The sequence below is a fragment of the Chitinophaga sp. XS-30 genome, from assembly GCF_008086345.1.
Lineage (GTDB): Bacteria > Bacteroidota > Bacteroidia > Chitinophagales > Chitinophagaceae > Chitinophaga.
This window is the reverse complement of sequence record NZ_CP043006.1, coordinates 4,309,801-4,333,695: the sequence shown is the minus strand read 5'-3', so window position 1 is coordinate 4,333,695 and position 23,895 is coordinate 4,309,801. Positions and strand designations below refer to the sequence as shown.

Annotated in this window: 17 protein-coding genes; 12 read left to right on the top strand and 5 right to left on the bottom strand. The window is 49.4% G+C overall.

Going from position 1 to position 23,895, the window contains the following annotated elements:
• Positions 1-7 precede the first annotated feature (7 nt).
• Positions 8-1,201: a glycosyltransferase family 2 protein gene (locus tag FW415_RS17605; protein WP_148387693.1), complete on the bottom strand. Its 1,194-nt coding sequence runs from the start codon at positions 1,199-1,201 to the stop codon at positions 8-10.
• Between the two features lie 446 nt (positions 1,202-1,647).
• Between FW415_RS17605 and FW415_RS17600 the strand changes: the two genes are divergently transcribed.
• From FW415_RS17600 to FW415_RS17570, 7 genes are read left to right on the top strand one after another with little or no spacing between them, the layout of a single operon-like run.
• The gene (locus FW415_RS17600; protein ID WP_148387691.1) at positions 1,648-2,037 is read left to right on the top strand and encodes a response regulator; all 390 of its coding nucleotides are present in this window, start codon (positions 1,648-1,650) and stop codon (positions 2,035-2,037) included.
• A gap of 59 nt (positions 2,038-2,096) precedes the next feature.
• Complete coding sequence (locus FW415_RS17595; RefSeq protein ID WP_246858787.1) at positions 2,097-3,239, top strand: sugar transferase; 1,143 nt, start codon at positions 2,097-2,099, stop codon at positions 3,237-3,239.
• Positions 3,239-4,447: a glycosyltransferase family 2 protein gene (locus FW415_RS17590; RefSeq protein ID WP_148387689.1), complete on the top strand. Its 1,209-nt coding sequence runs from the start codon at positions 3,239-3,241 to the stop codon at positions 4,445-4,447. The genes FW415_RS17595 and FW415_RS17590 overlap by 1 nt, the downstream gene beginning before the upstream one ends.
• Entirely contained in the window at positions 4,431-5,351 is a 921-nt protein-coding gene (locus FW415_RS17585) for a glycosyltransferase family 2 protein (protein WP_148387686.1), read from the top strand. Before FW415_RS17590 ends, FW415_RS17585 begins: the two co-directional genes overlap by 17 nt.
• Positions 5,339-7,240 carry an asparagine synthase (glutamine-hydrolyzing) gene (gene asnB / locus FW415_RS17580; RefSeq protein ID WP_148387684.1) on the top strand — a complete coding sequence of 634 codons (1,902 nt, stop codon included), beginning with the start codon at positions 5,339-5,341 and terminating at the stop codon, positions 7,238-7,240. The genes FW415_RS17585 and asnB overlap by 13 nt, the downstream gene beginning before the upstream one ends.
• A 6-nt stretch (positions 7,241-7,246) precedes the next feature.
• Positions 7,247-8,374, top strand: coding sequence for a glycosyltransferase (locus FW415_RS17575; RefSeq protein ID WP_148387682.1), 1,128 nt, complete (start codon positions 7,247-7,249; stop codon positions 8,372-8,374).
• A gap of 20 nt (positions 8,375-8,394) precedes the next feature.
• Positions 8,395-9,165 carry a bifunctional 2-polyprenyl-6-hydroxyphenol methylase/3-demethylubiquinol 3-O-methyltransferase UbiG gene (locus tag FW415_RS17570; RefSeq protein ID WP_168208866.1) on the top strand — a complete coding sequence of 257 codons (771 nt, stop codon included), beginning with the start codon at positions 8,395-8,397 and terminating at the stop codon, positions 9,163-9,165.
• 64 nt (positions 9,166-9,229) lie between these two features.
• Here FW415_RS17570 and FW415_RS17565 read toward each other — a convergent pair whose 3' ends face one another.
• Positions 9,230-10,075, bottom strand: coding sequence for a beta-1,6-N-acetylglucosaminyltransferase (locus FW415_RS17565; protein WP_148387678.1), 846 nt, complete (start codon positions 10,073-10,075; stop codon positions 9,230-9,232).
• Positions 10,072-11,394 carry a lipopolysaccharide biosynthesis protein gene (locus tag FW415_RS17560; RefSeq protein WP_148387675.1) on the bottom strand — a complete coding sequence of 441 codons (1,323 nt, stop codon included), beginning with the start codon at positions 11,392-11,394 and terminating at the stop codon, positions 10,072-10,074. The genes FW415_RS17565 and FW415_RS17560 overlap by 4 nt, the downstream gene beginning before the upstream one ends.
• Positions 11,395-11,833: 439 nt before the next feature.
• Between FW415_RS17560 and FW415_RS17555 the strand changes: the two genes are divergently transcribed.
• Complete coding sequence (locus FW415_RS17555) at positions 11,834-15,955, top strand: PKD domain-containing protein (RefSeq protein ID WP_168208865.1); 4,122 nt, start codon at positions 11,834-11,836, stop codon at positions 15,953-15,955.
• Between the two features lie 12 nt (positions 15,956-15,967).
• Here the strand turns inward: FW415_RS17555 and FW415_RS25635 are convergent, their stop codons facing one another.
• A complete protein-coding gene (locus tag FW415_RS25635) occupies positions 15,968-16,582 on the bottom strand; it encodes a DapH/DapD/GlmU-related protein (RefSeq protein ID WP_148387670.1) in 615 nt (204 codons plus the stop codon).
• Positions 16,579-17,778 carry a glycosyltransferase gene (locus FW415_RS17545; protein WP_168208864.1) on the bottom strand — a complete coding sequence of 400 codons (1,200 nt, stop codon included), beginning with the start codon at positions 17,776-17,778 and terminating at the stop codon, positions 16,579-16,581. Before FW415_RS17545 ends, FW415_RS25635 begins: the two co-directional genes overlap by 4 nt.
• 174 nt (positions 17,779-17,952) lie before the next feature.
• On the opposite strand from FW415_RS17545, the gene FW415_RS17540 reads away from it, so the two are divergent.
• From FW415_RS17540 to FW415_RS17525, 4 genes are all read left to right on the top strand, one after another.
• On the top strand, positions 17,953-18,756 hold the full coding sequence (locus FW415_RS17540) for an FkbM family methyltransferase (RefSeq protein WP_148387666.1): 804 nt from the start codon (positions 17,953-17,955) through the stop codon (positions 18,754-18,756).
• A gap of 63 nt (positions 18,757-18,819) precedes the next feature.
• Positions 18,820-20,352 (top strand): bifunctional GNAT family N-acetyltransferase/carbon-nitrogen hydrolase family protein, encoded by a 1,533-nt coding sequence (locus FW415_RS17535; RefSeq protein ID WP_148387664.1) that lies wholly within the window; start codon positions 18,820-18,822, stop codon positions 20,350-20,352.
• 2 nt (positions 20,353-20,354) lie between these two features.
• The gene (locus tag FW415_RS17530) at positions 20,355-20,663 is read left to right on the top strand and encodes a thiamine-binding protein (protein ID WP_148387662.1); all 309 of its coding nucleotides are present in this window, start codon (positions 20,355-20,357) and stop codon (positions 20,661-20,663) included.
• A 111-nt stretch (positions 20,664-20,774) separates the two neighbouring features.
• Entirely contained in the window at positions 20,775-23,894 is a 3,120-nt protein-coding gene (locus FW415_RS17525) for a SusC/RagA family TonB-linked outer membrane protein (RefSeq protein ID WP_148387660.1), read from the top strand.
• Position 23,895: the final 1 nt, after the last annotated feature.

Genomic DNA, 23,895 nt, shown 5'->3' with positions numbered 1-23,895 from the left:
CGGGTGGTCAGGAAAAATTGATCCTGCGCTCAGACCTTTCCCAAACGGCTGACTGGCGTTTTTTCAGGAAGCGGGAAAAGCCGTGATACACGGCAATATTCATGAAAAGGAAATAAAAAGGGATATAGCAGTAGGGCACCTTGATACCTTTCCTGGCGAGGATATATCCGGCAGCCGATGCGATATAAAAGGCAAGTTGAAGGCCCAGTACAAGTGTGTAGAGGTTGCCGGCCTGAAGCCAGACCAGGGCAATATTGGAGAGGAGGGCGAGCGGCAGGCATAATGGTGCAAGCGTCCAGCGGAGCACCCGGTGGGAAACATACTGCCAGGTGATCCTGGGATACCGGAAGACGTTAAAAAGCGGCAGCAGCATCCCCATGGACTGAAATCCCCCCGCACTGATCCTCACTTTCCGCTTATATTCTTCCCCGAGGGAAGCAGAGGGCGTTTCCATGGCGTATGCATCCGGTGCGTACTTTACTTTATATCCCCGCATATTCACACCGAAGGAGATCACAAAATCATCCAGTATGGTATCCGCAGGAATCGGCTCATAAAGCTCCGTACGGATGGCAAACAGTTCTCCGGCGGCGCCCATTACGCTGTAAAGCTCTGCATCCCATTTCTTCAGGAGAGACTCGTATTTCCAGTAAGCGCCTTCCCCCATGCCCTCCGCATCATCAGCCGCTGCAATCACTTTCTTCTCTCCGGCTACCGCACCGGTAGCCGGATCCCGGAACCAGGAGATCAGCCGGCTGACCGCATCCTTGTTCAACAGCGTATTGGCATCGGAGAAGATCACATACGGGGCAGTGGCAAAGCTCATGGCCCTGTTGATCGCAACGGTTTTCCCCTTCCGCGCCGGCTCATGCAGCACACGGATCTGCGGATAATCCGCAATAATCGCGTCCGTTCCATCTGTGCTGCCGTCCGTTACAAAAATGATCTCCAGCAGGTCTGCCGGATAATCAAGTGCCAGGGTGTTGGCAATCTTTTCCCGGATAAATGACGCTTCATTATAAGCTGCCACCATAAAAGTGACTTTAGGCCTAAAAGATACTTCTTCCTGGTTTTCCGATCCGGACGGGAAAAAAAGCCTTTTCACCCGGATGACTATATATAATAATATACCGTAGCCGATATAGCTGTAAAAAAGTATGAACAGGCTTATCCAGAAAATGAAAAAAAACCAGGATTCCATGCAGATGTATTTGATAAAGGGGTATAAACCGCGCACAAAATTATTACAATTTCGGTCATATGCAACCGGTGGACATCGTTTTACCCGGTTTTGGGTGATTTTACAGAGCTAATTTTCGTTTATGCTAAATTTTCCTCCTTTTACGGGTCAAATCAAACCATTCACAAAAAAAATAAATGTATTCCGGAGAATGTTTTACTTTTGTTCCAGCTATTACGATTGTAAACACATTATACATATGTTTACAGTACAAATCGGTTAATACATCGACCATTCCAAGTATTCTGCCATCATCCCCTGAAAAGCTACCGTGTAATTTTTGGACCTTATCCGTTTAAAACCTGGTGCGTATTTTTCAATGAATACATACCTCAATTTTAAACATTTAACCGGCTCACTGGCGATCGCCTGTTTGCCCTAACGGATAAACTGAAAATTAATAAAGGATGAAAAAGAAAATTTTAATTATTGACGATAGCTTGCCACTGAGGATGTTACTGGAAGCAATTTTTTCAAAGCAATACAGCGTAGTGTCAGCATCTGACGGACTTGCTGCAATGCAATGGCTTTCGAGCGGGAATAAAGCAGATCTGATCATTACAGATATGGAGATGCCGAACATCAATGGAGAAGAACTGCTTGACTTTTTATCCGGCAGTTATCTATACCAGGATATTCCGGTAGTTGTTATTTCAGGTTTCAATCTCGAAAATCTTAACGCTCTACCTGTGAAGTATGCAAATGTGCAGTCTGTTTCCCAAAAGCCGTTTGATCCCATGACGTTGATGGGGACTGTTTCCCGGATACTGAATCCTGCCCTGACGATAGCAGGTTAAGGATCTTTTTTACTATTGTTTGATTAGGCTCAAAAACCAATACACTAATACGCTGCAATATGGAGACATCTACACCTGTTTTAGTTTGCGCTGCAGACGCTAAAGAAGATACCGTTGTTCAGGACTCCCGCAACCGGCTTGATATTATGCCGGGAGAGCGATTTGTTTTACTTGTGGGTGTTTCGGGAGCATCGGTTCCTTCCAACAAAACGGATTTCAGGTATGTGATCGTACCAACCGTAAAAGACGTTCAGCTTGTCATCGGACAATTGCTCAATATCCATCACCGCGCTCCTGCAGCCATTATCTGCAAGGCAGGCGAAGATCTTGAGGCCGTGCTGACAGAATGGAAAAAGTATTTTGCATCCAACAAGGCATTGCTTTCCTTACCTTTTTTCATCCATCCGGAATCTATTAACGAGAATATCAAATCCGTTATAAAACAATTTGGCTTTATTGATGATATTATTACTGATGAAACCTTCGGTCTGCTGAACAGGAAGATCGGTTTTGTAAACAAGTTCAAGCAACTGAGCGCCTTCAATGCCCGCCAATTGAAAGCAGGTTATCAAAAGAAACGCCTTGGGAACATTGGCAAACGCTCGTTCGATGTACTTGTATCCGGCCTGGCGCTTGTGGCGCTGTCTCCATTGCTGATAGTGATCGCCGCTGCCGTGAAGCTGGAGTCCCGTGGTCCTGTATTCTATGCTGGTCGCCGCGCAGGAAAAAACTACAAGGTATTCAAGTTTTACAAGTTCCGTACCATGGTAGCGGATGCGGACAAGCAGCTGGACAAGCTGAAGCATCTGAACCAGTATTCTGCTGATTCCAATGGGCCGGTATTTTACAAGGTTTCTAACGATCCCCGTATTACGCGTTTCGGCAAATTCCTCCGGAACACCAGTCTGGATGAGATACCTCAGCTCTATAATGTATTGAAGGGAGACATGTCCATTGTAGGTAACCGTCCGCTTCCATTGTATGAAGCTACTACGCTGGTAACCGATCAGTGTGCGGAAAGATTTCTGGCGCCCGCCGGTATTACCGGTTTGTGGCAGGTCAGCAAAAGAGGTAACAAGGAAATGTCAGCCCAGGAGCGAATTGATCTGGACATCAACTACGCCCAGAAGTACTCCTTTTCCATGGACCTTTGGCTAATGGTGAATACGCCATTGGCATTGATCCAAAAAGATAATGTGTAATGTCAGTTATTATTGAAGCGATAATTTTTACCTACTTAGCCGGATGCGTACTGTTTAATTTGATTTTTGCCATTGCTGGCAGTGTTAAAAGAAGAAAGAAGACCGAATTACTCACTGAAGCCACCTATGGCAGGATTGTTATCCTGGTACCTGCATACAAAGAGGACAGCATTATTCTCTCCACCGCAACGAGCTATGCAGCTTTAAATTATCCTGAAGACAAATACGAACTTGTTGTCATTGCGGACTCTCTGCAGCCGGAGACCCTGACTTCGCTGGAAGCATCCGGCATCCGGGCTATCAGCGTGTCATTTGACAAAAGCACCAAGGCGCGGTCCCTCAATGCCGCATTCGCCCAATTGCAGAAAGAATATGATATCGCCCTGATCTGTGACGCTGATAATGTACTGGAGCCGGATTTTCTGCTGAAAATCAACAAAGCTTATCAGAATGGGGAATATGTCATCCAGGCGCAAAGGGTAGCCAAGAACCTGGATACGCCGTTTGCCGTGCTGGATGCTGCCAACGAGATCATTGCCAATCATATATACCGCAAAGGCGCCAATTCGCTGGGACTGTCCTCTTCCGTGATCGGTTCGGGCATGGCCTTTCATTTCCCGCTCATCCGGGATATTATGAAGGAAATTGATGCCACCGGAGGTTTTGACAAGGTATTGCAGCTGCTGGTCGTTTCCCGCGGGTATTCGATTTACTACCTTGAGGATGCGCATATTTTCGACGAGAAGGTAGAAAGCTCCGCCACATTCAGCAACCAGCGCAAGCGCTGGATGTCCAGCCAGTTCGTATATCTGCGTACATACTGGACAAGGGGATGGAAGGCGCTTTTCCGCGGCAACCTTGATTATTTCAATCTTGCCGTCTGCCAGAACCTGTTATTGCCGCGTATGTTGCTGCTGGCAGCATTGCTGGGCGGCACCTTCATTTACCTGCTGCTTTTCCGCTACCTGGAAATCCCTTTAACATGGTGGCTGGCGGCGCTGGTGCTGAACGGAGTCAGTCTGCTGCTGCCCATCCCCCGGAAGTTCTTTTCCAAATATCTGCTCACGGCTATGCTAAGCCTGCCGCGGGCAATGGGGATCATGGTACTGCTGCTGTTCCGTCTGAAAGGCGCGAACAAGACCTTCATACACACGAAACATACCAAAACAGCGATCGATAATCCACTATTAAATGCAACCAGAGAATAGCCCATATTACCCGCTGGTTTCCATCATCACCGTTAATTACAATAACACCGCTGTGACTTGTGAATTGATGGCATCGCTGCAGCAGAACAGTTATCCGAACATGGAGGTGATCGTAGTGGATAATGCATCGAAGGAAGATCCCACCGACGCGTTGAAGGGATATGCCGGTGTGCAACTGATCAAAAGTGAGGAGAACAGAGGATTCGCCGGAGGTAATAACCTTGGCATCAAAGCCGCGAAAGGAGAATATCTTTTTCTTGTCAATAATGATACTGAATTTACCGACGGCCTGATAGAAGGACTGCTGGAAGTATTCAGGGACTATCCGGATGCCGGTGTGGCCAGCCCCAAGTTTCATTACTTTTTCCAGCCGGGAACGATCGAATACGCCGGTTACCGGCAGGTGGATATGTTCACCGGAAGGAATAGTATGATTGGATGCCGGGAACCCGATCAGGGCCAGTATGACGCAGTATCCGAAACACATTATGCGCATGGAGGAGGAATGATGATATCGGCCCGGGCGCTGGAAAAGGTTGGACTGATGCCTGAAGTGTATTTCCTGTATTATGAGGAATTCGACTGGTGCGAACAATTCAAAAGACATGGATACAAGGTATATTACCAGTACAAATCCCTGATCTATCACAAAGAATCCATGACAACCGGCAAGAACAGCCCGTTGAAGACATATTATATTACCCGTAACAGGATATTGTTCATGCGCCGTAACGTAAAACTCCCTTCACGGGCGTTTTTTATGGCTTATCTTGTACTGTTTACAATACCCAAAAATACCCTGCAGTTCATGCTGAAAAAGGAGAAAGTTCACCTGAAAGCATTCTGGAACGGTATTTTCTGGAATCTGAAACACCTTAAAAAAGTTAACGCATGTGTGGTATAGCCGGGTTTATCGATTTTACCAAAAAAACAGATGCAGGCATCCTGCGCAGGATGACCGATGCCATGCTGCATCGTGGTCCTGATGATGCCGGATACGAAACATATGAAGATGCATCAGCCGTTATAGGGCTGGGGCAGCGCCGCCTTTCCATCCAGGACCTTTCCGCTTCCGGTCACCAACCAATGCACTTCAGGCATTACAGCATCATTTTTAATGGCGAAGTGTATAATTTCAAATCCATCAGGAAAGAACTGGAAGAACTTGGTTATACTTTCCAGTCGGGATCAGATACGGAAGTACTGCTGAAAGGATACGATGCATGGGGGGAAGCCATTCTGGATCGTTGCATCGGCATGTTTGCCTTTGTGATCTACGACCGGGAAAAACGCAGCCTGCTGCTCTGTCGCGACAGAGCGGGAGTAAAACCCTTGTACTATTACTGGCACGAACAGGTATTGCTGTTTGCTTCCGAGCTGAAAGGCATTTGCGAACACCCCGCTTTCCGTAAAGATATAGATGAGAACAGCTTATCCCTTTTTCTGCAATACAGCTATATTCCCGCGCCATTTACGATCTACCGAAATACCCACAAACTTCCTCCGGGCCGGTTGCTGAGGGTGCAACTCCCATCCGCCAGTGTGCAGGAGCATACTTATTGGGACGTATTGGATGCATACCGCAAGCCGCTGTTGCAGATACCCGAACATAAGGTGTTGGAAGAGACTGAAGCGCTGATGAAAAGCGCATATAACTACCGTATGGTAGCAGATGTGCCGGTAGGGGTATTCCTGAGTGGTGGATACGATAGTGCCAGCGTTGCTGCCATTCTGCAGAAAGATTCCGGCAGCCGTATCAAAACCTTTACGATAGGCTTTAAAGAGCAGCAATGGGATGAGTCCGCAGAAGCAAGAAAGATCGCGCGGCATCTGGGGACCGATCACCACGAATGGATCGTTGGGCCTGATGATGCGAGGAATGTCATGGAATCGCTTCCCGAGATATATGATGAACCATTCGCTGATAATTCTATTGTGCCTACAACACTTGTCAGCAGGCTGGCCAGCAAGGAGGTGAAAGTGGCACTGTCGGCCGATGGCGGTGACGAAGTGTTTTCCGGTTACAACAAGTTTAACCAGGCATTGCGTTTCACCAGCCGTTTCCCGAAAAGTGTGCAAAGCATGCTCAGCTATGGTATGGGTCTGGTAAATCCCGAACTTATCCCATTCTTTAATAAAAAGTACAACTTTGCTTCCCGGTATGAGAAAATGAAGCTGATCTGGGGATCCGGTAAACCGCAGGAAGCGCTGAAGTACATCAGCCAGTATCTTACCGAAAGTGAAGCCAGCTATTACATGGGAAGAAAAACGGAAGGATATCGTACCAATTTTGACCTCAACGGTGAGTTGGCGGACATGAATGACCCGCTGAACCGTCTGCTGGCTATTGACTATAAAACCTTCCTGGTAGATAATAACCTGGTAAAAGTAGACCGGGCTACAATGTCTGTGAGTATAGAAGGCCGTGAGCCGATGCTGGATCATCGCCTCGTGGAATACCTTGCACAGGTGCCGGCTTCCATCAAGGTAAAGGACGGCGTCAACAAATATATACTCAAATCTATTGTACATAAATACATCCCCAAGTCCCTGATGGATCGCCCGAAACGGCCGTTCATAGCTCCTTTGCAGGAATGGTTCCGGGAAGACCTGACGGACAGGATGCAGTATTTCATGTCTCCCGAACGCCTGGAAAGGACCGGACTTTTCAATGCCGCGCATGTGCAGCAGCTGTTGAAACGCTATCTGGCAGGGGAGAAGATAAGTTACCAGAAACTCTGGAATATATTGGTGTTCCAGCTTTGGTATGACCGCTGGATCGAAAAACTATAGGCTCATATGCAGCAGAATGGAAAAATAAAGGTTTTGCAGGCTATCCGCCAGGGCAAGATCGGCGGTGGAGAAACGCATGTACTGGATCTGGTCGCAACGCTGGACCGTACCAAATATGATCCTGTAGTACTGTCTTTCACGGATGGCCCGATGATCACCGCATTGGAGCAACTGGATATCCCTGTGCACGTGATCGCCAGTGAGAAAGCATTCGATCTCGCTGTCTGGAAAAAAGTGAAGCAGTTCATCATAGATAAGCAGATAGACCTGGTGCATATGCATGGCACAAGAGCCGGCACCAATATTCTCTGGCCGGCGCGCCGGCTGAAACTGCCGGTGATCTATACCGTTCACGGCTGGTCTTTTCATGAAGGGCTTAACCCGTTAATGAAAAAAGCGCGTATAACGGCTGAAAAATTTATCACCGGCAGAACGAAAGCGAATATCTGTGTTTCGGAATCCAACCGGCAGACCGGGATCAGTGCTTTTGGCGGATTTGATGCAGTGGTGATCCGGAATGGCGTGAACTTGCGTAAATTTGATCGTTCTAAAGCATTTGACAGTGTAAGAAGAGCATATGGCATACCTGACAGCCAGGTGGTGATCGGTTACATTGCCAGAATGACCCTGCAAAAAGCCCCGCTGAATATGATCAGGGCATTGGCCATGGCGGCGAAGGATGCACCGGAACTGACCTTGCTGATGATAGGGGACGGGGAACTGAAAGCGGATGCAGTAGCGCTAGCCAAAGACCTGGGTGTAGAGGACCGGGTGATATTCGACAAGTTCCGCCAGGATGTGCCGGCTGTGCTGCAGTCAGTGGATATTTACTGCTTACCCTCCCTGTGGGAAGGATTCCCGATTGGAGTGCTGGAGGCCATGGCTATGGCAAAAGCAGTAGTCGCCAGTGATGTGGATGGAACGCGGGAAGCGGTGAAACATGAAGAGAACGGCGTGCTGGTGACAGCCAATGATATTCCAGCATTGTCCGCCGCATTGGTGAGGCTGGCAAAGGACCCTTCATTACGACAGCAGCTTGGCAACAACGCCAATGCAACGGTAAGAGAAAACTTCAGCGTAGATAAGATGACGCGACAGATCGAAGACGTTTATCAAAAAGCAAGAACAACATGATTTCAACACTAAATTTAGATATGACACAAACTGCGATTACTTACGAATACGATCGTATTGCCGATATCAAGCGTTTGAATTTTATAACCGACAGCCTGCAGAAGGAAATTCCCGCAAACGGGCGTGTACTGGACGTAGGTTGTGGAAATGGCGTGATCAGCCGCCATCTGGGTCAGTTTGGATATGATGTGCTGGGGATAGATATCAGTGACAAGACCATAGATGTAGCGCGTTCCCGCAACAAGTACCCCAATGTTCGCTTTGAGGCCATCAGCGCCGAAGCACTGACTGCGCAGGGCGAAAGATATGATGCCGTGATCTGTAGCGAAGTGCTGGAACACCTGGACCATCCCGGTGGTCTGCTCAAAACCATCTACGCATCGTTGAAAGACGATGGCCTGCTGGTGGTAACGGTACCTAATGGCAAAGGCCCGCGTGAAATGTTCGTTACAAAACCAATGCTGAAGGCCCGCAATAATCCCAGGGTCTGGAAATTCATTAACAAGATCAAGAACGCTCTTGGCTTTAAAGGCACTACAGCACAGTCACAGGCAGATAACCTGGACCATGTTCAGTTCTTTACCAAAAGTGACCTGTTGCAACTCGCGGGAAACAATAATTTCAAGATCATCCGCTTTGCCAAGACCAATTTTATTGAAGATGTGTTCCCTTTCTCTCTTTTCTCCAAAAGGATCAAATTCCTGCAGACGCTGGATTGCCAGGTAGCGGAAATACTTCCCTACAGCTTTACAGGCGGATTCAATACCTTGTGGAAGAAGAAGGCGGAGTAATATTCCTGCCATCGCCATGCCAACGTGATATTTCAGCCGGATAGCGGAGACGCTGCCGGCTTTTTTATGCATGGTCCAGCGCGGCATCGATTTTGTCCAGCAGCAGAGGCGCTTTGTCGAGATCGAATTTCCGGGCCAGCAGCTTACCCGAATGCATTAAAGTATCGTAATACTCGATGGTGAAGGTCCGGGGGTTGGCATTTCCTTCAGACCAGTCGATATAACGCAGATTGTCCTGCACCACCTGTTCGCGAAAGGGACTGTTCATGATGATCGTCTGAAAGATAAATTCATCTCCCCCCCAGGTATATTTATAAAAACGCACCAGCGCAGGATGGCGGCGGACAAAGTCAAGGCAGTAAGCAGCACACTCCCGGGTGAGGCTCCACCAGAGGGAGCCGCCAAAAACCTCCATCCCCAGCGGGTGTTTGCGCGCGGGCAATATTTGATTGACTAGCTTGGTCAGCCGGTATTTCCCCGGTATGCGCAGATCTTCAAAATGATATTGTGTGATCTTGGAGATGACCCTTTTCAGCTCGGCAGGCGTGAGAATGTCCAGGTATTCTTTACCGGCATTGGCCGCAAAAAAATCGTACAGTTCTCCGGCACTGACGAGTGGATAGTCCTGCGCACTGATGAGATGAATGGACGCATAAGGTTCTTCTGATGCGAGTACGGCTTCAATTCCTTTAAAAGCTGCAGCTATTGTACCGTAGCCCGCCCAGGTGACTTTAACCCTGTCCCGGATGAAACGGACGCGGGGCAGATTGATCTTCGTTTCCCATTCACTCAGGCTGGATTTTCCATCCAGATGTATGTAGCAATCGATACGTGGATGCTGCAGACGTAAAAGCAGGCGCTCCAGTTGCCCGGGATTTTTGTGGCAAAGAATAACGAACGCTATTTTCATTTGAATAATTTTTTCCCGATCAGCATTTTGATATCCTGCCAGCCGGCAACAAGTATCTGTTTAAATTCTATATGGATGTATTTGCGGAGGAAATAGTAGCCGAACGCCACTGCAAATATGAGGTTGAGAACAGACGCGACCGCCACCGCGCTGACATCAGTGTAAGCCCACACCAGTGTAACGTCCAGTATGATATTGAGGATCAGTTTCAGCAGGTTCTTGTAAAAGTTCACCTGCGGCTTGTTGATCATGTCCAGTGTAACGCCGATAAAGCGGTCGATCGGAAAAAGAATGGCCGATAGCAGGATGATCCTCACCAGTATGGTGGCGTTCAGGTATTGCTCTTCAGCCAATATCAGGATGAGCGGTTTGGTAAAAATGAATAACAGGAATATGAACGGAACGATCATTATCGTTACAATACCCGTGTAGCGTGCAAATGCCCTGGCAACTTCCGGCCAGTCCTTCCGGTTGGCGGCGGCAGAAATGGTTGGCTGCGCGGTAGCCACGAAGCTGCGGAGGATGATCTCTATCACTTCCATGAACTTCTGCGGTATGCTGTAAATCGCCACGGCAGCAGGACTGATCATGGCCCGGATGATCATGTTATCCGAATAGTTCAGCAGCGAAGAGGAGAGCATGCTGCCCACGATCAGCCTGCCGAAACGGTATAGTTCAAGTACCTGTGTTTTTGTGCGGAAAGCCATGCTGCGAATAAGCGTCCACCGGAAAACCAGGCTGTAGGCACTGGCCAGTATCAACGACAGTGCATAGGCATACAAGACGTTTTCCAGCGACACCTGTTCCAGCAGGTACAGGGCAATCAGGAAAGCCAGGAAAGAGCCATTCTGCAGTATGCGGATATGCACGATCTTGTTGAAACGGTGGCTGGCCTGCAGCACCCAGGTTGCGAAGTTGAAAGGCAGGGAAAATAAGGTCAGCAGCCCGATCCAGCGGATAAAGAAATGCCAGGTGGATTCAAAATAATTGTACCCGATAAAATATACAGCGAACGATGCCACAACGAAGATGGCCGTCACTACCAGGGAGAGATACCATGCAGCGCCAGCCACCTGTTTGGCCGTATCTTCATCCACGCCTGCGTAGAATTTAATGATGCCGGACTGCAGCAATGCCGTGCGTACCTGGTCCAGCACATTATACGTACCGAGGAAGATCACCCATTCTCCGAATGCATCCAGTGATAATATCCTGACTAATAATGCAAAGGATAAAACATTAAAGAAGGCGGTAACCAGGTTGCCTGTCAGTGAGTGAAAATGCCTGTTATTGAAAACTGATAAAAACTTAAAAGCCATGGCTCATTTTAAAACAACTGGTCACATTAAAGAAATAAATCTTTCATAAAAAGAAGACAGCAAGGGGCGGGCAGGTAATTTTGCCTGCGCAAAGTAAATATAATTTTACGTGAATTCTTATAAAATCGGGGTTTCTTTTTTCTGAATAACTATTTGATAAATAGTTTTATATGTATGTAATTTCCCAATACTTTATGAATAGATATAATAAATATTCTATTTTTTTACTATTTGTTACTGAAATTTTGTTTTCTTTGTATAGATGCATATTACTTATTGATTTTATTGAATCAAATTCATATGCAATCGAAAGTTTCCAGTTTTAGTTTTACGAGCGATACCATACCATATCAAAACCATGAAGAACCAATTATCGTTGTATAAAATCGTGCCTAAACTACGTGTGCTGCATATATTAGTTTTATTCCTATCCTTGCCCTTGTTGGGATCAGGGCAGCAGCAGGTACCCGTAACCCTCAACGAAAGCACGCTATCAAATATTGCCGGGTATTACCGGTATCTTCCCGCAGGATACGAAACCGGTACAAAGAAGTATCCGGTGATCGTTTTTATTCACGGCGTCGGGGAATTGCAGAATGGAGGAAAACCGCTCTCAGCGGTGCTGGCAAACGGCATCCCCAAGCTGATCAGTCAGGGTAAGTTCCCTGAATCTTTTACGGTGAACGGTCAGCAACATGCTTTCATTGTCATCTCACCGCAATTTAAAACCTGGCCCGGTTCTATTGACGCCATCCGGCTGATCGAATACCTGGCGAAGGATTTGCGGATAGACATGAACCGAGTGTATGTTACGGGCCTTAGCATGGGTGGAGGCGTAACCTGGGGCGCGATATCCGAGAGCAAGGAAAATGCGGTGAAATACGCCGCGGCAGTGCCTGTCTGCGGTGCGTACCAGCCCACAACGGCATTGGCTGCAAGTATCGCTTCCAGCAATATCCCCGTATGGGCGCTGCACAACAAGTATGATGATAATCCGGCAACTAAAGCCCAATTTTCTATCGATTGGGTAAATATGATCAATGCTTCTCAGCCCGCACCCAACCCGCTGGCACGCGTCACAATTTTTGATGCCTATGGTCATGATGCATGGACGAAGGCATACGATCCCAACTACCGGGAAAACGGGATGAATGTGTACGAATGGATGTTGCAATATACCGCAGACCGGGAGCCGGGCTCGAATGATCCGGTACCGCCGCCGGTAGCTGCAGGCAAAAGGATCGTGGTGCCGGTATCCAATTCGGCCAACGGTAGAATGGAAATTTATTACCCCAAAGTACAGGAAACTTTAAATGTAAGCCCGGGGGACACGCTGTGTATCCCGGCCGGTGAATATGAGTATATTCATTTTGGCAATCTCGCGGGCACGCAGGAGAAACCGATAGTGATCACCAATTGCGGCGGGCTGGTGAAACTGGGCATAAAAAACCAGGGTACCGCTTCGGTCTGGAGCCTTTCCTCCTGCAAATTCATAGAGATCGCCGGAAACGGTGCCGCCGGCGTGGAATACGGTTTTGACCTGAATGGTACGAACGTGACCGGCGCAAAGATATTTGGCATGACGTTGGGAAGCGGAAGTACTGATTTTGATATTCATCATGTGTTTATCCACGATGGCGGCATTCTGCTGCAGGCCAAGACGCTGCAGTCATGCGACAAACCCGAATACCTGGAAGGGAGCTTTGTAATGCGGAATGTCAAAATACACCATGTTAAAGCAAGGAATGCCCAATGGGAAGGGTTTTATATCGGTAATACCCATTATTTCTGGGACGACGGTACTTGTACCAATCTCCGGTCTCACTGGATCGAGAACCTGGAAGTATATGATAACGACCTGGAGAATATAGGCAGTGACGGCATTCAGATCAGCATGACCAGGAATGGCAATAATAAATTGTATAACAACAGGCTGGTCAATTACGGGCTGAATAAAAATGATGCTCATGGCTATGGATTGCTGATAGGCAGCGGGAGCAGTGTGAGCGTTTATAATAATTATGTGTCCGGCGGTTATATGCCGGGCATTAATATTTTTGGCAGCGGCGTTAACAAGGTGTATAATAACGTTGTTGAAAATATCACCTATGAAGGGATCAGCGTATCGGACAAAATACCCGCTGGTGTGGATGCCTCGCTTTTTCCGGCCCCCACCGCCTACATTTATAACAATACGATCTCAAATACGGACGCTGGCAGAAATTCCGTCAAGATATTTGCCTACCGCACCACACTCGCACATAAAGTTTATAATAACCTGAGCATTGTTAACGGAACGGCTTATGACTATCCGTCCAAAGGCCTTTATATCAGAGGAGACCAGGCAATATTGCTGGAATCCGGCAATAATCTGCAATTCAGTACAGGGGATGCGGCGGGACTTGTAAATGCCGCAGGCGGGGATTTTCATCTGAAAGCGGAATCTCCGGCTGTAAATACTGGCAGGGATATGCAGGATCTGGAATTGCTGACGGATTACGATAATGTAGCGCGGCCGCAGGAAGGGAAGTACGATGTGGGTGCTTTTGAGCAGCGTACTTCAGCTGGCAATACACCGCCAATTGCAGATGCAGGGAATGATATGACGATAACCCTCCCTGTCACCGCCATTCAACTGGATGGCTCCGGATCTTCCGATCCCGGAGGGAGTATTGCTTCCTATGCCTGGAAAAAAGTCAGCGGGCCGGCCGGGGAAAGCATTGCCAGCGCTTCATCTGCCAAAACAAATGTCAGCGGCCTTGAGGCGGGCGACTATATTTTTGAGTTGACGGTTTCCGATAATGAAGGGCTGACTGCAACTGACCGGGTGGCCGTTAAGGTAAATCCTGCGCCCAACAAAGCTCCGGTAGCCGATGCCGGCAGCAATATAACCATTACATTACCGCAAAATACGATAACACTCAATGGGGAATCCTCTGCGGATGAAGACGGAGAGATCGCTTCTTATGCCTGGAAAAAAGTCAGCGGGCCGGCCGGGGAAAGCATCGCCAGCGCTTCATCAGCCAAAACAAATGTCAGCGGTCTTGCGGCGGGCGACTATATTTTTGAGTTGACGGTTGCTGATAATGAAGGGCTGACTGCAACAGACCAGGTGGCCGTTAAAGTAAATCCGGCACCTAACAAAGCTCCGGTAGCCGATGCCGGCAGTAGTATAGCCATCACGTTGCCGCAAAATACGGTAACACTAAACGGGGGATCCTCTGCAGACGAAGACGGAGAGATCGTTTCTTACACCTGGACCAAACTGAGCGGAGGCACGGCAGATATAGCCAATCCCTCGGCAGCCTCAACCGAAGTAAGCAACCTGCAGAGTGGCGTATATAATTTCAGGCTTGTCGTTAAAGATGACAGCGGCGATGCTGATACCGCAACGGTGAGCGTAGTTGTTAATGTCAGCGGAAATAACATACCCAAGGCTATAGCGGGCAGCAATGTTACCATTACGCTCCCGCAAAATTCCACTGTGCTGGATGGTTCTTCTTCATCCGATCCGGATGGCGATGCACTGACGTATTGGTGGCTGAAGGTCACCGGCCCGTCTGATGTGAAGTTCTCCAATGCTGCTGCTGCTGTCAATACAGTTACCCAGATGGTGGCAGGCGTATACGTGTTCCAACTGCTGGTGACTGACCCCGCGGGAATGGAAGATTCCGCCAGGGTGACCATTACCGTTCTGCCCGAGGAGTTGCCTGCCAATAAACCTCCGGTAGCGAATGCTGGAGAGAACAAGACCATTACATTACCGATCAATACCCTGACATTGACCGGGGCATCTTCCAGTGATCCTGATGGTACGATCACAGCATATCAATGGACGAAGATCTCGGGCCCCTCGGGTTTCCAGTTCTCGAATTCCTCCGCAGCGATCAATACCGTTTCCCACCTTGTTGAAGGCGTATATATTTTCAGGCTGACGGTAACAGATTCAGATGGAGCCAAAGATTCCGCTCAGGTCACCGTTACCGTTCTCCCTGGTGAACCTGTTGAAAACAAACCACCGGTAGCGGTCGTGGAATATGAAAAGGAATTGCAGCTGCCCAATGATTTTGTGGAAGTGGACGGCAGGAATTCCAGTGATCCTGATGGGGTTATACAAGGCTATGCCTGGAAACAATTATCCGGTCCCGCCCGGGTTTCCATCGTCAATCCCGGCCTTTCCGCAACGCGTATCATCAACCTGACGGAAGCGGGTAACTATATGTTTGAACTGACGGTGACCGATGACGATGGAGCTACAGGCAGCGCTGCATTTGAAGTTATCGTACTGGGTGATAACCAGGTGAAGGCCGACACAATTACGGCATTCCCGACGCCGGCGTCTAATGTGGTGTATGTGGATATCAATTTCCGGATCGAAGGAAAACTGCAGATCTCTGTATATAATATGAATGGAGAATTGAAGTCTCTTGCCACTTATCCAGAAGGCGGCCAGTCCCGGCACCAGGTAGATATCAGCAATTTGCCGAATGGCTACTTTATCCTTGAGCTCCGCGGGGAAAACGGTTTCCGCTGGAGCAGGAAGATATTGAAGATCAGATAATAACAGTGAAAATCAGACTTTTTTCCAGGTATTGCTTCCGGGATCGAATTGTTTAATGATCCTGGCGGGATTGCCGGCAACAATGGAAAATGGGGGAACATCCCGGGTGACTACACTGCCGCCTGCTACAACGGAATGTTTTCCTATGCTGACTCCGGCGGTGATCACGGCATTCGCACCGATCCAGCAATCCGCTTCAATATTGATCTCTGCTGTTTCGCAGGGTTGCAATGAAATGGGCATATCCGGATCCTGATAGCCGTGGTTCAGTCCTGACATAACAACGTTTTGTGCAATGATCACATGATTTCCGATCCTTACCGGGCCAATCAGCACATTACCGATCCCCACGCGTACATGTTCTCCAATGAAGACACCTCCCATACCATTGTTCACGGTAGCAAAATCTTCGATCGTAGAATGGGCGCCTAACACAAAGGGATTGAACGGCAGCACATCTATCCTGGTCCTGCGACGGATCAGCGAGCCTTTACCTTTATGATGGTAGAACGGGTTCACGAACCAGCGTACCCACAAGCGCGGGCGTGCCTGGTTCTCCGGCATCAACAGGCGAAGCGCCAGTTGTTTGAGCCGGGCATTCTGTTTTATCTTTTCTTTGAAACTCATCTGGATTCGTATGAATGAATGGCCTCATAAATACCTGCCACTGAATTTTCCCAACTATGGGAACGGGCAAAGCGGATCCGTTCTGCCTTTTTTAGATCAGGGCCTTCATGCAATGCTTTTTCTATCAACCCAACATATTCCTCCGGCTGATCTGCCAGATACACATAGTCCTTGAACAGGCTCATCGTTTTAGTGTTGGTCGCTACGGTCGGCTTACCCATGGCCAGGTATTCATCGATCTTCAACGGGTAATTGCCAATAGTGACCGGGTTGACCAACTGGGGGTTAAGGCAGACGTCAAATGCCTGGATGTAGGACGGAAGCTCATTTACTTCCTTACGGCCCAGGAAGTGTACGTTGGGCAACTGATGGAGGGAGCTGCTGCGAAAAGCCTCGTCTTCCGGCCCCACCAGCACAAGGCTCCATTCACTGCGCTCCCTGGCTATATTTTCCAGGATGCGAAGATCCAGCCGCAAGGTGTTCAATGCGCCTACATAGCCGATAACCGGGCCTTGCACATGCGCCAGGTCCGCCGGAAGCGGATGCTTCTCATCAGCATTAAAAAGGGAAAGGTCACAGCCCTGGCCTACATAGTAACTGCGGGGATTGTACTGCTTTAACATATCGGCCAGGTAGAGTGAATTGGCTACTGCCACATCCGCCCCGGCAATATGCTGCGGCTCCAGACGGCTGCCGTGCTTTTTCCAGTAATCCACGCCAAGCAGGTAATCCCGGCTGTAATACACATAGGTTTCCGGCTTCAGCAGCGCTTTCATGTGAAATCCACGGAACATGTCATTATCATTGAAAATGATCACATCCCTGAACCCCATTTTATTGATAGCCAGCCGGATGTCCGCAGCGAATTTTTTGTTGTTCTGCCTGTTGAACCAGGAAAATACCGATGTGAACGGTATCCAGTTGATCGACTCCAGGATCGAGGATGGATAAAGGTTCCAGAGATTTTCACCAATGGGCACAATATCCGGCACTTCGCCTTTTATGGCGCGGAGATGATACACGACATTGGGGTCATTTTTCGACTGCAGGATCGTTTTTCTGTCCAGCGGGGAGTTGACGTATAATACCCGGTTATGCCTGGCAAGCTGAAGAGCAATATTTTTACAGTTGCTGCCTATTGGGGTGTACCATTGCTGAAGGCCGATAATAACAAAGTCTCTGTTCTGAATGATCATAATTGACCGGTGTGGCTGCTGGCGGCGATTAATAAATGTTTGATAGAAATAGCAAATTTAAAGACAATTCTTTATATTTGGATTGAAGAAATCAACAGACTGTTCAAGCCCCGTCAGCTCCCTTTACCATTTCCTCTGAATGACCTGATCGTTTCACGTTCACATCTCAAGGTCATGAAAGACAAAGCATACTACCCCTCATGGACAAATCTTGCCAAATATGGCAAATACCTCGGCTATTTCAGCGAGTACATCCGCTATGCCGACTGGAAATCACTCCGCGCCTCGCTTCGTTTCGTATTCTTCAACAAGCCCACCCATGAATGCTGGGACGCTACCAGCGCATTGGGGAAATTCCGCATCAGAAGCGGCACAACGGATTTTCAGTTCGTGAACTACGCCTATGAGAAAAAGATCCGTGACTACCTGAAGCGGGAAACGGATAACGGCAACCTGGATGTATTCATGGATATCGGCGCCTGCATTGGTGAATACAGCATATGGCTGGCCCGCAAAGGCGTAAAATGCATCGCTTTTGAACCGGTGAACTATGAAGCGATCCATACCAATATCAGCCTGAATGAACTGGGAGACCGCATCACCGTCTTCAATTGCGGCCTCGGCAGCAAAACGGAAAACGTGAAGTTCAACATCATGCAAACCGTGACCAGTTCCAGTTATATCGACCGGGAGAGTGGCGAAGGGGATATTCGCATAGAAAGGCTCGATGACCTGATCTCCCGGATCCAGCTGGAGCCCGCCGGCAATATCATCGTAAAACTGGATGTGGAAGGGATGGAAACCGAAGTGCTGGAAGGCGCGCGGAACTTCATCAGCGAGGCCGCCAACCTCCGCATCATCTTCGAAAGATATGAGAACGACAATACGGTCAACGACAAGCTGGCTTCCCTGGGAGACTTCACTTTCCAGGCGCTGGATGAATACAATTGCCTGGCCACCAAAGTGAAATCTCCCTGATTCACCTTTTTTACTTAACTTTTACGCTGTACAACATGTTTTATCTTTTTTAAACAGCGTAGAATGGCAGAAGAAACAATAGATGTCCGCCTCCTGACGGCGGAAGATTACTTAGATCTGAAAGAGTCCATGGTATCCGCATACTCGGATATGCCGGGGAACTACTGGCGCGAGGGCACCATCCAGCGGCTGATAGACCTTTTCCCGGAGGGACAGATAGCCGTGACCGTTAACGGGAAAGTAGTGGGCTGCGCCCTGGCGATCATCGTGGACTATGAAAAATTCGGTGACGATCACACTTACGAACAGATCACCGGCTACTACACCTTCAATACCCATAACCCCAAAGGAGACACGCTCTACGGTATTGAAGTGTTTGTGAACCCGGATTTCCGCGGCAAACGCCTTGCCCGCCGGTTATACGACGCCCGGAAGGCCTTGTGCGAACATCTCAACCTGGAAGGCATCGTTGCCGGTGGCCGCATCCCGAACTACGAGAAATTCTCGGATAAAATGACGCCGCGGGAATATATCGAGAAAGTGCATGACAAAGAGATCTACGACCCTACGCTTACTTTCCAGTTCTCGAACGACTTCATCGTAAAAAAAGTACTGCGCAACTATCTGCCGAATGATGCCGCCAGTAAAGGTTTTGCCACCCTGCTGCAATGGTTCAATATCTATTATGAGAAAGACAGGGATACCATCCGCTACAACAAATCCACCGTCCGCATCGGCCTGGTGCAATGGCAGATGCGTACCTACAGCGGTATGGCCGGTCTGTTGCAGCAAGTGGAGTTCTTTGTGGATGCGGTAAGCGATTATGAAGCGGACTTCGTGGTATTTCCGGAATTTTTCAATGCACCGCTGATGCTGGAGTTCAACCAGCTGGACCCGGCGGCGGCCATTCGCGGTCTCGCTACATACACCGATCAGCTGCGCGAGGAATTTTCCCGCCTGGCCGTTTCCTACAACGTGAATATCATCTCCGGCAGCATGCCCATCGTGATCGATGAACAGCTGTATAACGTCAGCTACATCTGCCGCAGGGACGGTACCTGGGACCATTTCACAAAGATCCATCCCACGCCCAGCGAAGTGTATTCCTGGGGCATGAAAGGAGGCAGCGACATCCGGGTGTTCGATACGGATTGCGGAAAGATCGGCATCCTGATCTGCTATGATGTGGAGTTCCCCGAACTTTCCCGCATCCTGGCGCAGCAGGGCATGCAGATACTGTTCGTGCCTTTCCTGACGGACACGCAGAACGGCTACAACCGTGTGCGTTTCTGTGCCCAGGCCCGTGCCATCGAAAATGAATGTTATGTGGCTATCGCCGGATGCGTTGGCAATCTGCCGCGCGTTAATAATATGGACCTGCAATATGCCCAGTCCGCCGTGTTCACGCCTTCGGATTTTGCCTTCCCGGTCACCGGCATCAAGGCCGATGCCACACCCAATACTGAAATGATCGTGGTGGCGGATGTGGACCTGGTATTGCTGAAAGAACTGCATGCATTCGGCAGCGTACAAACATTGAAAGACATGCGTCACGACCTCTACGAAGTAAGATTGAAAACAAAAAAAACGGAATAACCATGCATCAGCATACCATCAACCTCGCCCTGCAGATCGTTCCCCAGGTGTCCTCAGACAGGGCATATGCCGTAGTGGACGAAGCCATTGCCGTTATACACAACTCCGGTGTGAAATACCGGGTATGCCCTTTTGAAACAGTGATGGAAGGAACATACGATGAACTGATGGCGGTAGCAAAAAAAGCCCAGGAAGTTTGCTTTGATGCCGGCGCCGAACAGGTGCTCGTGTACATCAAAATGCAGATACGCAAAAACAGCGATGTGACCATGGAGGAAAAAGTGGAAAAGTACGATGCGAGACAATCTTGACGGGTCAAACCGTTACTGCTGTGGAATAATATAGTGCTAGAATGTACGGTACGGATGCGTTAAATTAAGGCTGCAACCCAATTACGCAACCAAGTATCTAAATTTCTGCACATGAAACGATTCTACCATTTGATCGTAACGTGCTGCCTGCTTTTGCCCCAACTGTTGTTTGCGCAGCAACGCACTGTTTCGGGAAAAGTAACAGCCAGCGAAAATGATGCTCCGCTACCCGGAGTGACCGTACAGGTCAAAGGTACTTCCACCGGTACCACCACAGATGCATCAGGCAATTACCGGATCACGGTAAACAGCGCCGATGCCATTATTGTTTTCAGTTATGTCGGGTACCTCACCAAAGAGCTGCCGTCAGGTGCAGGTACGCTGAACGTGCAGCTGGAGCTGGACACCCGCAACCTGGAGGGTGTAGTAGTGACCGCGCTGGGTATCCGCCGGGAAAAGCGCGCCCTCGGTTATGCCGTGCAGGATGTTAGCGGCGAGGAACTGGTGACCGCCCGGCAAAGCAATGTCGTCAATGCCCTGCAGGGCAAAGTGGCGGGCGTACAGATCTCCGCAGGCGGCGGAGCGCCGGGCCAGGGTGCCAGCATCGTCATCCGCGGCATCAACTCCCTCGATGCCGGCCGCAGCGCTCAGGCGCTCTTTGTCATAGACGGCGTGCCGATGGACAACAGCACTTACACTACCGGCGATCCCAACAGCATCCGTGGTATGGGCAACCGCGCCAGCGACATCAATCCAGACGACATCGAAAGCATCTCCATCCTCCGCGGTGGCGCTGCCACAGCCTTGTATGGCCTCCGCGCGGCCGGAGGCGCGGTGGTGATCACTACCAAATCCGGCAAAGCGGGACAGGTGCGTATCAGTTATACCAGCTCCTACGGCATCGATGAAGTGAACAAATTTCCCGATGTCCAGTCCACCTACACCCAGGGTTTCAAAGGCGTTTACGATCCCGTCAATTTCTGGCCTACCTGGGGCCCTACAGTGGACGAGGCCCGTCAGCTGGACCCGGACCATCCGGCAAAGCTGTTTCATCATTACAAACGCGGTTATGAACAGGGCAGCCAGTTCAGGAACTCCATCAATCTCAGCGGCGGAACGGAAAAGGCATTGTTCGCAGCGTCTTTTTCACAGTTCAACCAGGATGGCGTCATGCCTTTTTCCGATTACAAGAACTATTCCGCCCGTGTGAACGGAGAGTTGCGCTTCAGTCCGCAATTCCGGCTGAATGCTACGCTCAACTATATCAACTCCGGGGGGCTGCGCGCCAATGCAGACCGTTTTAATGAGCAGCTGACCTATTGGGCGCCTGCGCACGATGTGAAGGATTTCCTGAAGCCGGACGGCACCATGCTTTCCTACGGCACCACCAGCAATCCCATATACGGCCTGTATTCCAACCAGTTCGAAGACAATGTGAACCGCATCATCGCCAGCACCAATTTTGTGTATTCTCCCGTAAGCTGGCTTGATATCAACTACCGCATTGGTGCGGACTGGTATAACGATGCCCGTACCCATACCGCACCCGGTCGCCTGGGTGTGCCGGATGAGCTGGTCTATGGCGATAACAGGTTCGGTTTTATCAATGAGTACAATCTCAATAACCGTATCCTGAACTCCACCCTGATGCTGAACTTTAAAAACAAGATCACGTCAAAGCTGCATTCCGATCTGAAGGTTGGGCACGACCTGTATGATAATAAACTGAAACGTACCTCTACCACCGGCGATACGCTGGACATCCCGACGCTGTTCGTGCTGCAGAACGCCAAGCTGGTAAGAGGATCGCAATACCTGGAAGACTACCGCATCATCGGCCTTTTCGGGGACTGGACCCTGTCCTGGGACGACTGGTTATACCTTTCCCTTACCGGGCGTAACGACTGGTCTTCTTCACTGCCCATGGAAAACCGCTCTTTCTTTTATCCATCCGCCAGTCTCGGTTACATCTTTTCCGAGCATCTGAAAACATCCTGGCTGGACTATGGTAAACTGCGGGCATCATGGGCAAGGATAGGCAAGGATGCCCAGCCTTACAAAACAGCGGCCGGGTATGGTACGCTGGCCACACCCATCGGCAGTGTCATCGGCTGGACGCGGCAGGACCTGCTGGGCGATCCCAACCTGAAGCCGGAGTTCACTACCTCCTTTGAAACCGGCGTGGAACTGAAGTTCCTGAAGAACAGGATAGGAGTGGACTTCACCTGGTACACCTCTAAAAGCAAAGATCTCCTGATCCCGGTGTACCTGCCGTTGCCGAGCGGTTCGGAACAGTTCTATACTAATGCCGGTTCTATTGGTAACAAGGGCGTAGAGCTGTCGCTGAACGGCACTCCCGTATCTACGCGGAATTTCAGCTGGGATGTGCGGGTCAACTACTCCGCCAATCGCAACAAAGTACTGGCGATCCGCGAAGGGATGGATGAGATCGTGGTCAATACCCACTTTGGATACACCGGCTCCACCGCTACCCAGAAGTATATCGTCGGGTATCCCGCAGGTGCTATTTTCGGTTCACATTACAGCCGCTACTTCGGGTCAGACAGGGATGAAAGCATTATGATCGATCACAGCAGGCCATTGCTGATCGCACAGACAGGCGACCTCCGCGGTTTCCCCGTGTACAATGCCGGTCAGAAATACCTGGGCAACGGCTTGCCCAAATGGATCGGCAGCATTACCAATAACCTGCGCTACAAACAGTTCAATCTTTCCTTTATGTTCGATACCCGCCAGGGTGTGGAGAAATACAACCAGTTCTCGAATTTCATGGCCGCCTTCGGCATTGCTAAATTCACAGAGAACCGTAATACCGTCACTACTTTCAATGGGGTATTTGCAGATGGCACGCCTAATAATATTCCGGTGTACCTCGGGCAGGATATCCATGAAGGCCGGAACTACAATGAGGGCTATTACCGCACGGTGTACCGCAGGGTAACGGAAAATTTTGTGGAAGACGCCTCCTGGATCCGTTTGCGGAATGTGAGCCTGTCTTATTCACTGCCCTCCGCGCTGGTGTCCGGAACAGGGTTCCTCCGGGATGTGACGCTTACGCTCACCGGCAATAACCTCTGGCTGAGCACAAAATATACCGGCTACGACCCTGAATCCAGCTCCTTCAGCGCAAGCAGCAACACCGTTGCCTTTGCAGGATTTACCTATCCCGCTGTGAGAAGCTATCTGGCCACCCTTAATGTTTCGTTCTAAA

Coding starts and splice junctions, on each gene's coding strand:
- FW415_RS17605 (WP_148387693.1), bottom strand. CDS start 1,201: ATGGAATCCTGGTTTTTTTTCATTTTCTGGATAAGCCTGTTCATACTT.
- FW415_RS17600 (WP_148387691.1), top strand. CDS start 1,648: ATGAAAAAGAAAATTTTAATTATTGACGATAGCTTGCCACTGAGGATG.
- FW415_RS17595 (WP_246858787.1), top strand. CDS start 2,097: ATGGAGACATCTACACCTGTTTTAGTTTGCGCTGCAGACGCTAAAGAA.
- FW415_RS17590 (WP_148387689.1), top strand. CDS start 3,239: ATGTCAGTTATTATTGAAGCGATAATTTTTACCTACTTAGCCGGATGC.
- FW415_RS17585 (WP_148387686.1), top strand. CDS start 4,431: ATGCAACCAGAGAATAGCCCATATTACCCGCTGGTTTCCATCATCACC.
- asnB (WP_148387684.1), top strand. CDS start 5,339: ATGTGTGGTATAGCCGGGTTTATCGATTTTACCAAAAAAACAGATGCA.
- FW415_RS17575 (WP_148387682.1), top strand. CDS start 7,247: ATGCAGCAGAATGGAAAAATAAAGGTTTTGCAGGCTATCCGCCAGGGC.
- FW415_RS17570 (WP_168208866.1), top strand. CDS start 8,395: ATGACACAAACTGCGATTACTTACGAATACGATCGTATTGCCGATATC.
- FW415_RS17565 (WP_148387678.1), bottom strand. CDS start 10,075: ATGAAAATAGCGTTCGTTATTCTTTGCCACAAAAATCCCGGGCAACTG.
- FW415_RS17560 (WP_148387675.1), bottom strand. CDS start 11,394: ATGGCTTTTAAGTTTTTATCAGTTTTCAATAACAGGCATTTTCACTCA.
- FW415_RS25635 (WP_148387670.1), bottom strand. CDS start 16,582: ATGAGTTTCAAAGAAAAGATAAAACAGAATGCCCGGCTCAAACAACTG.
- FW415_RS17545 (WP_168208864.1), bottom strand. CDS start 17,778: ATGATCATTCAGAACAGAGACTTTGTTATTATCGGCCTTCAGCAATGG.
- FW415_RS17540 (WP_148387666.1), top strand. CDS start 17,953: ATGAAAGACAAAGCATACTACCCCTCATGGACAAATCTTGCCAAATAT.
- FW415_RS17535 (WP_148387664.1), top strand. CDS start 18,820: ATGGCAGAAGAAACAATAGATGTCCGCCTCCTGACGGCGGAAGATTAC.
- FW415_RS17530 (WP_148387662.1), top strand. CDS start 20,355: ATGCATCAGCATACCATCAACCTCGCCCTGCAGATCGTTCCCCAGGTG.
- FW415_RS17525 (WP_148387660.1), top strand. CDS start 20,775: ATGAAACGATTCTACCATTTGATCGTAACGTGCTGCCTGCTTTTGCCC.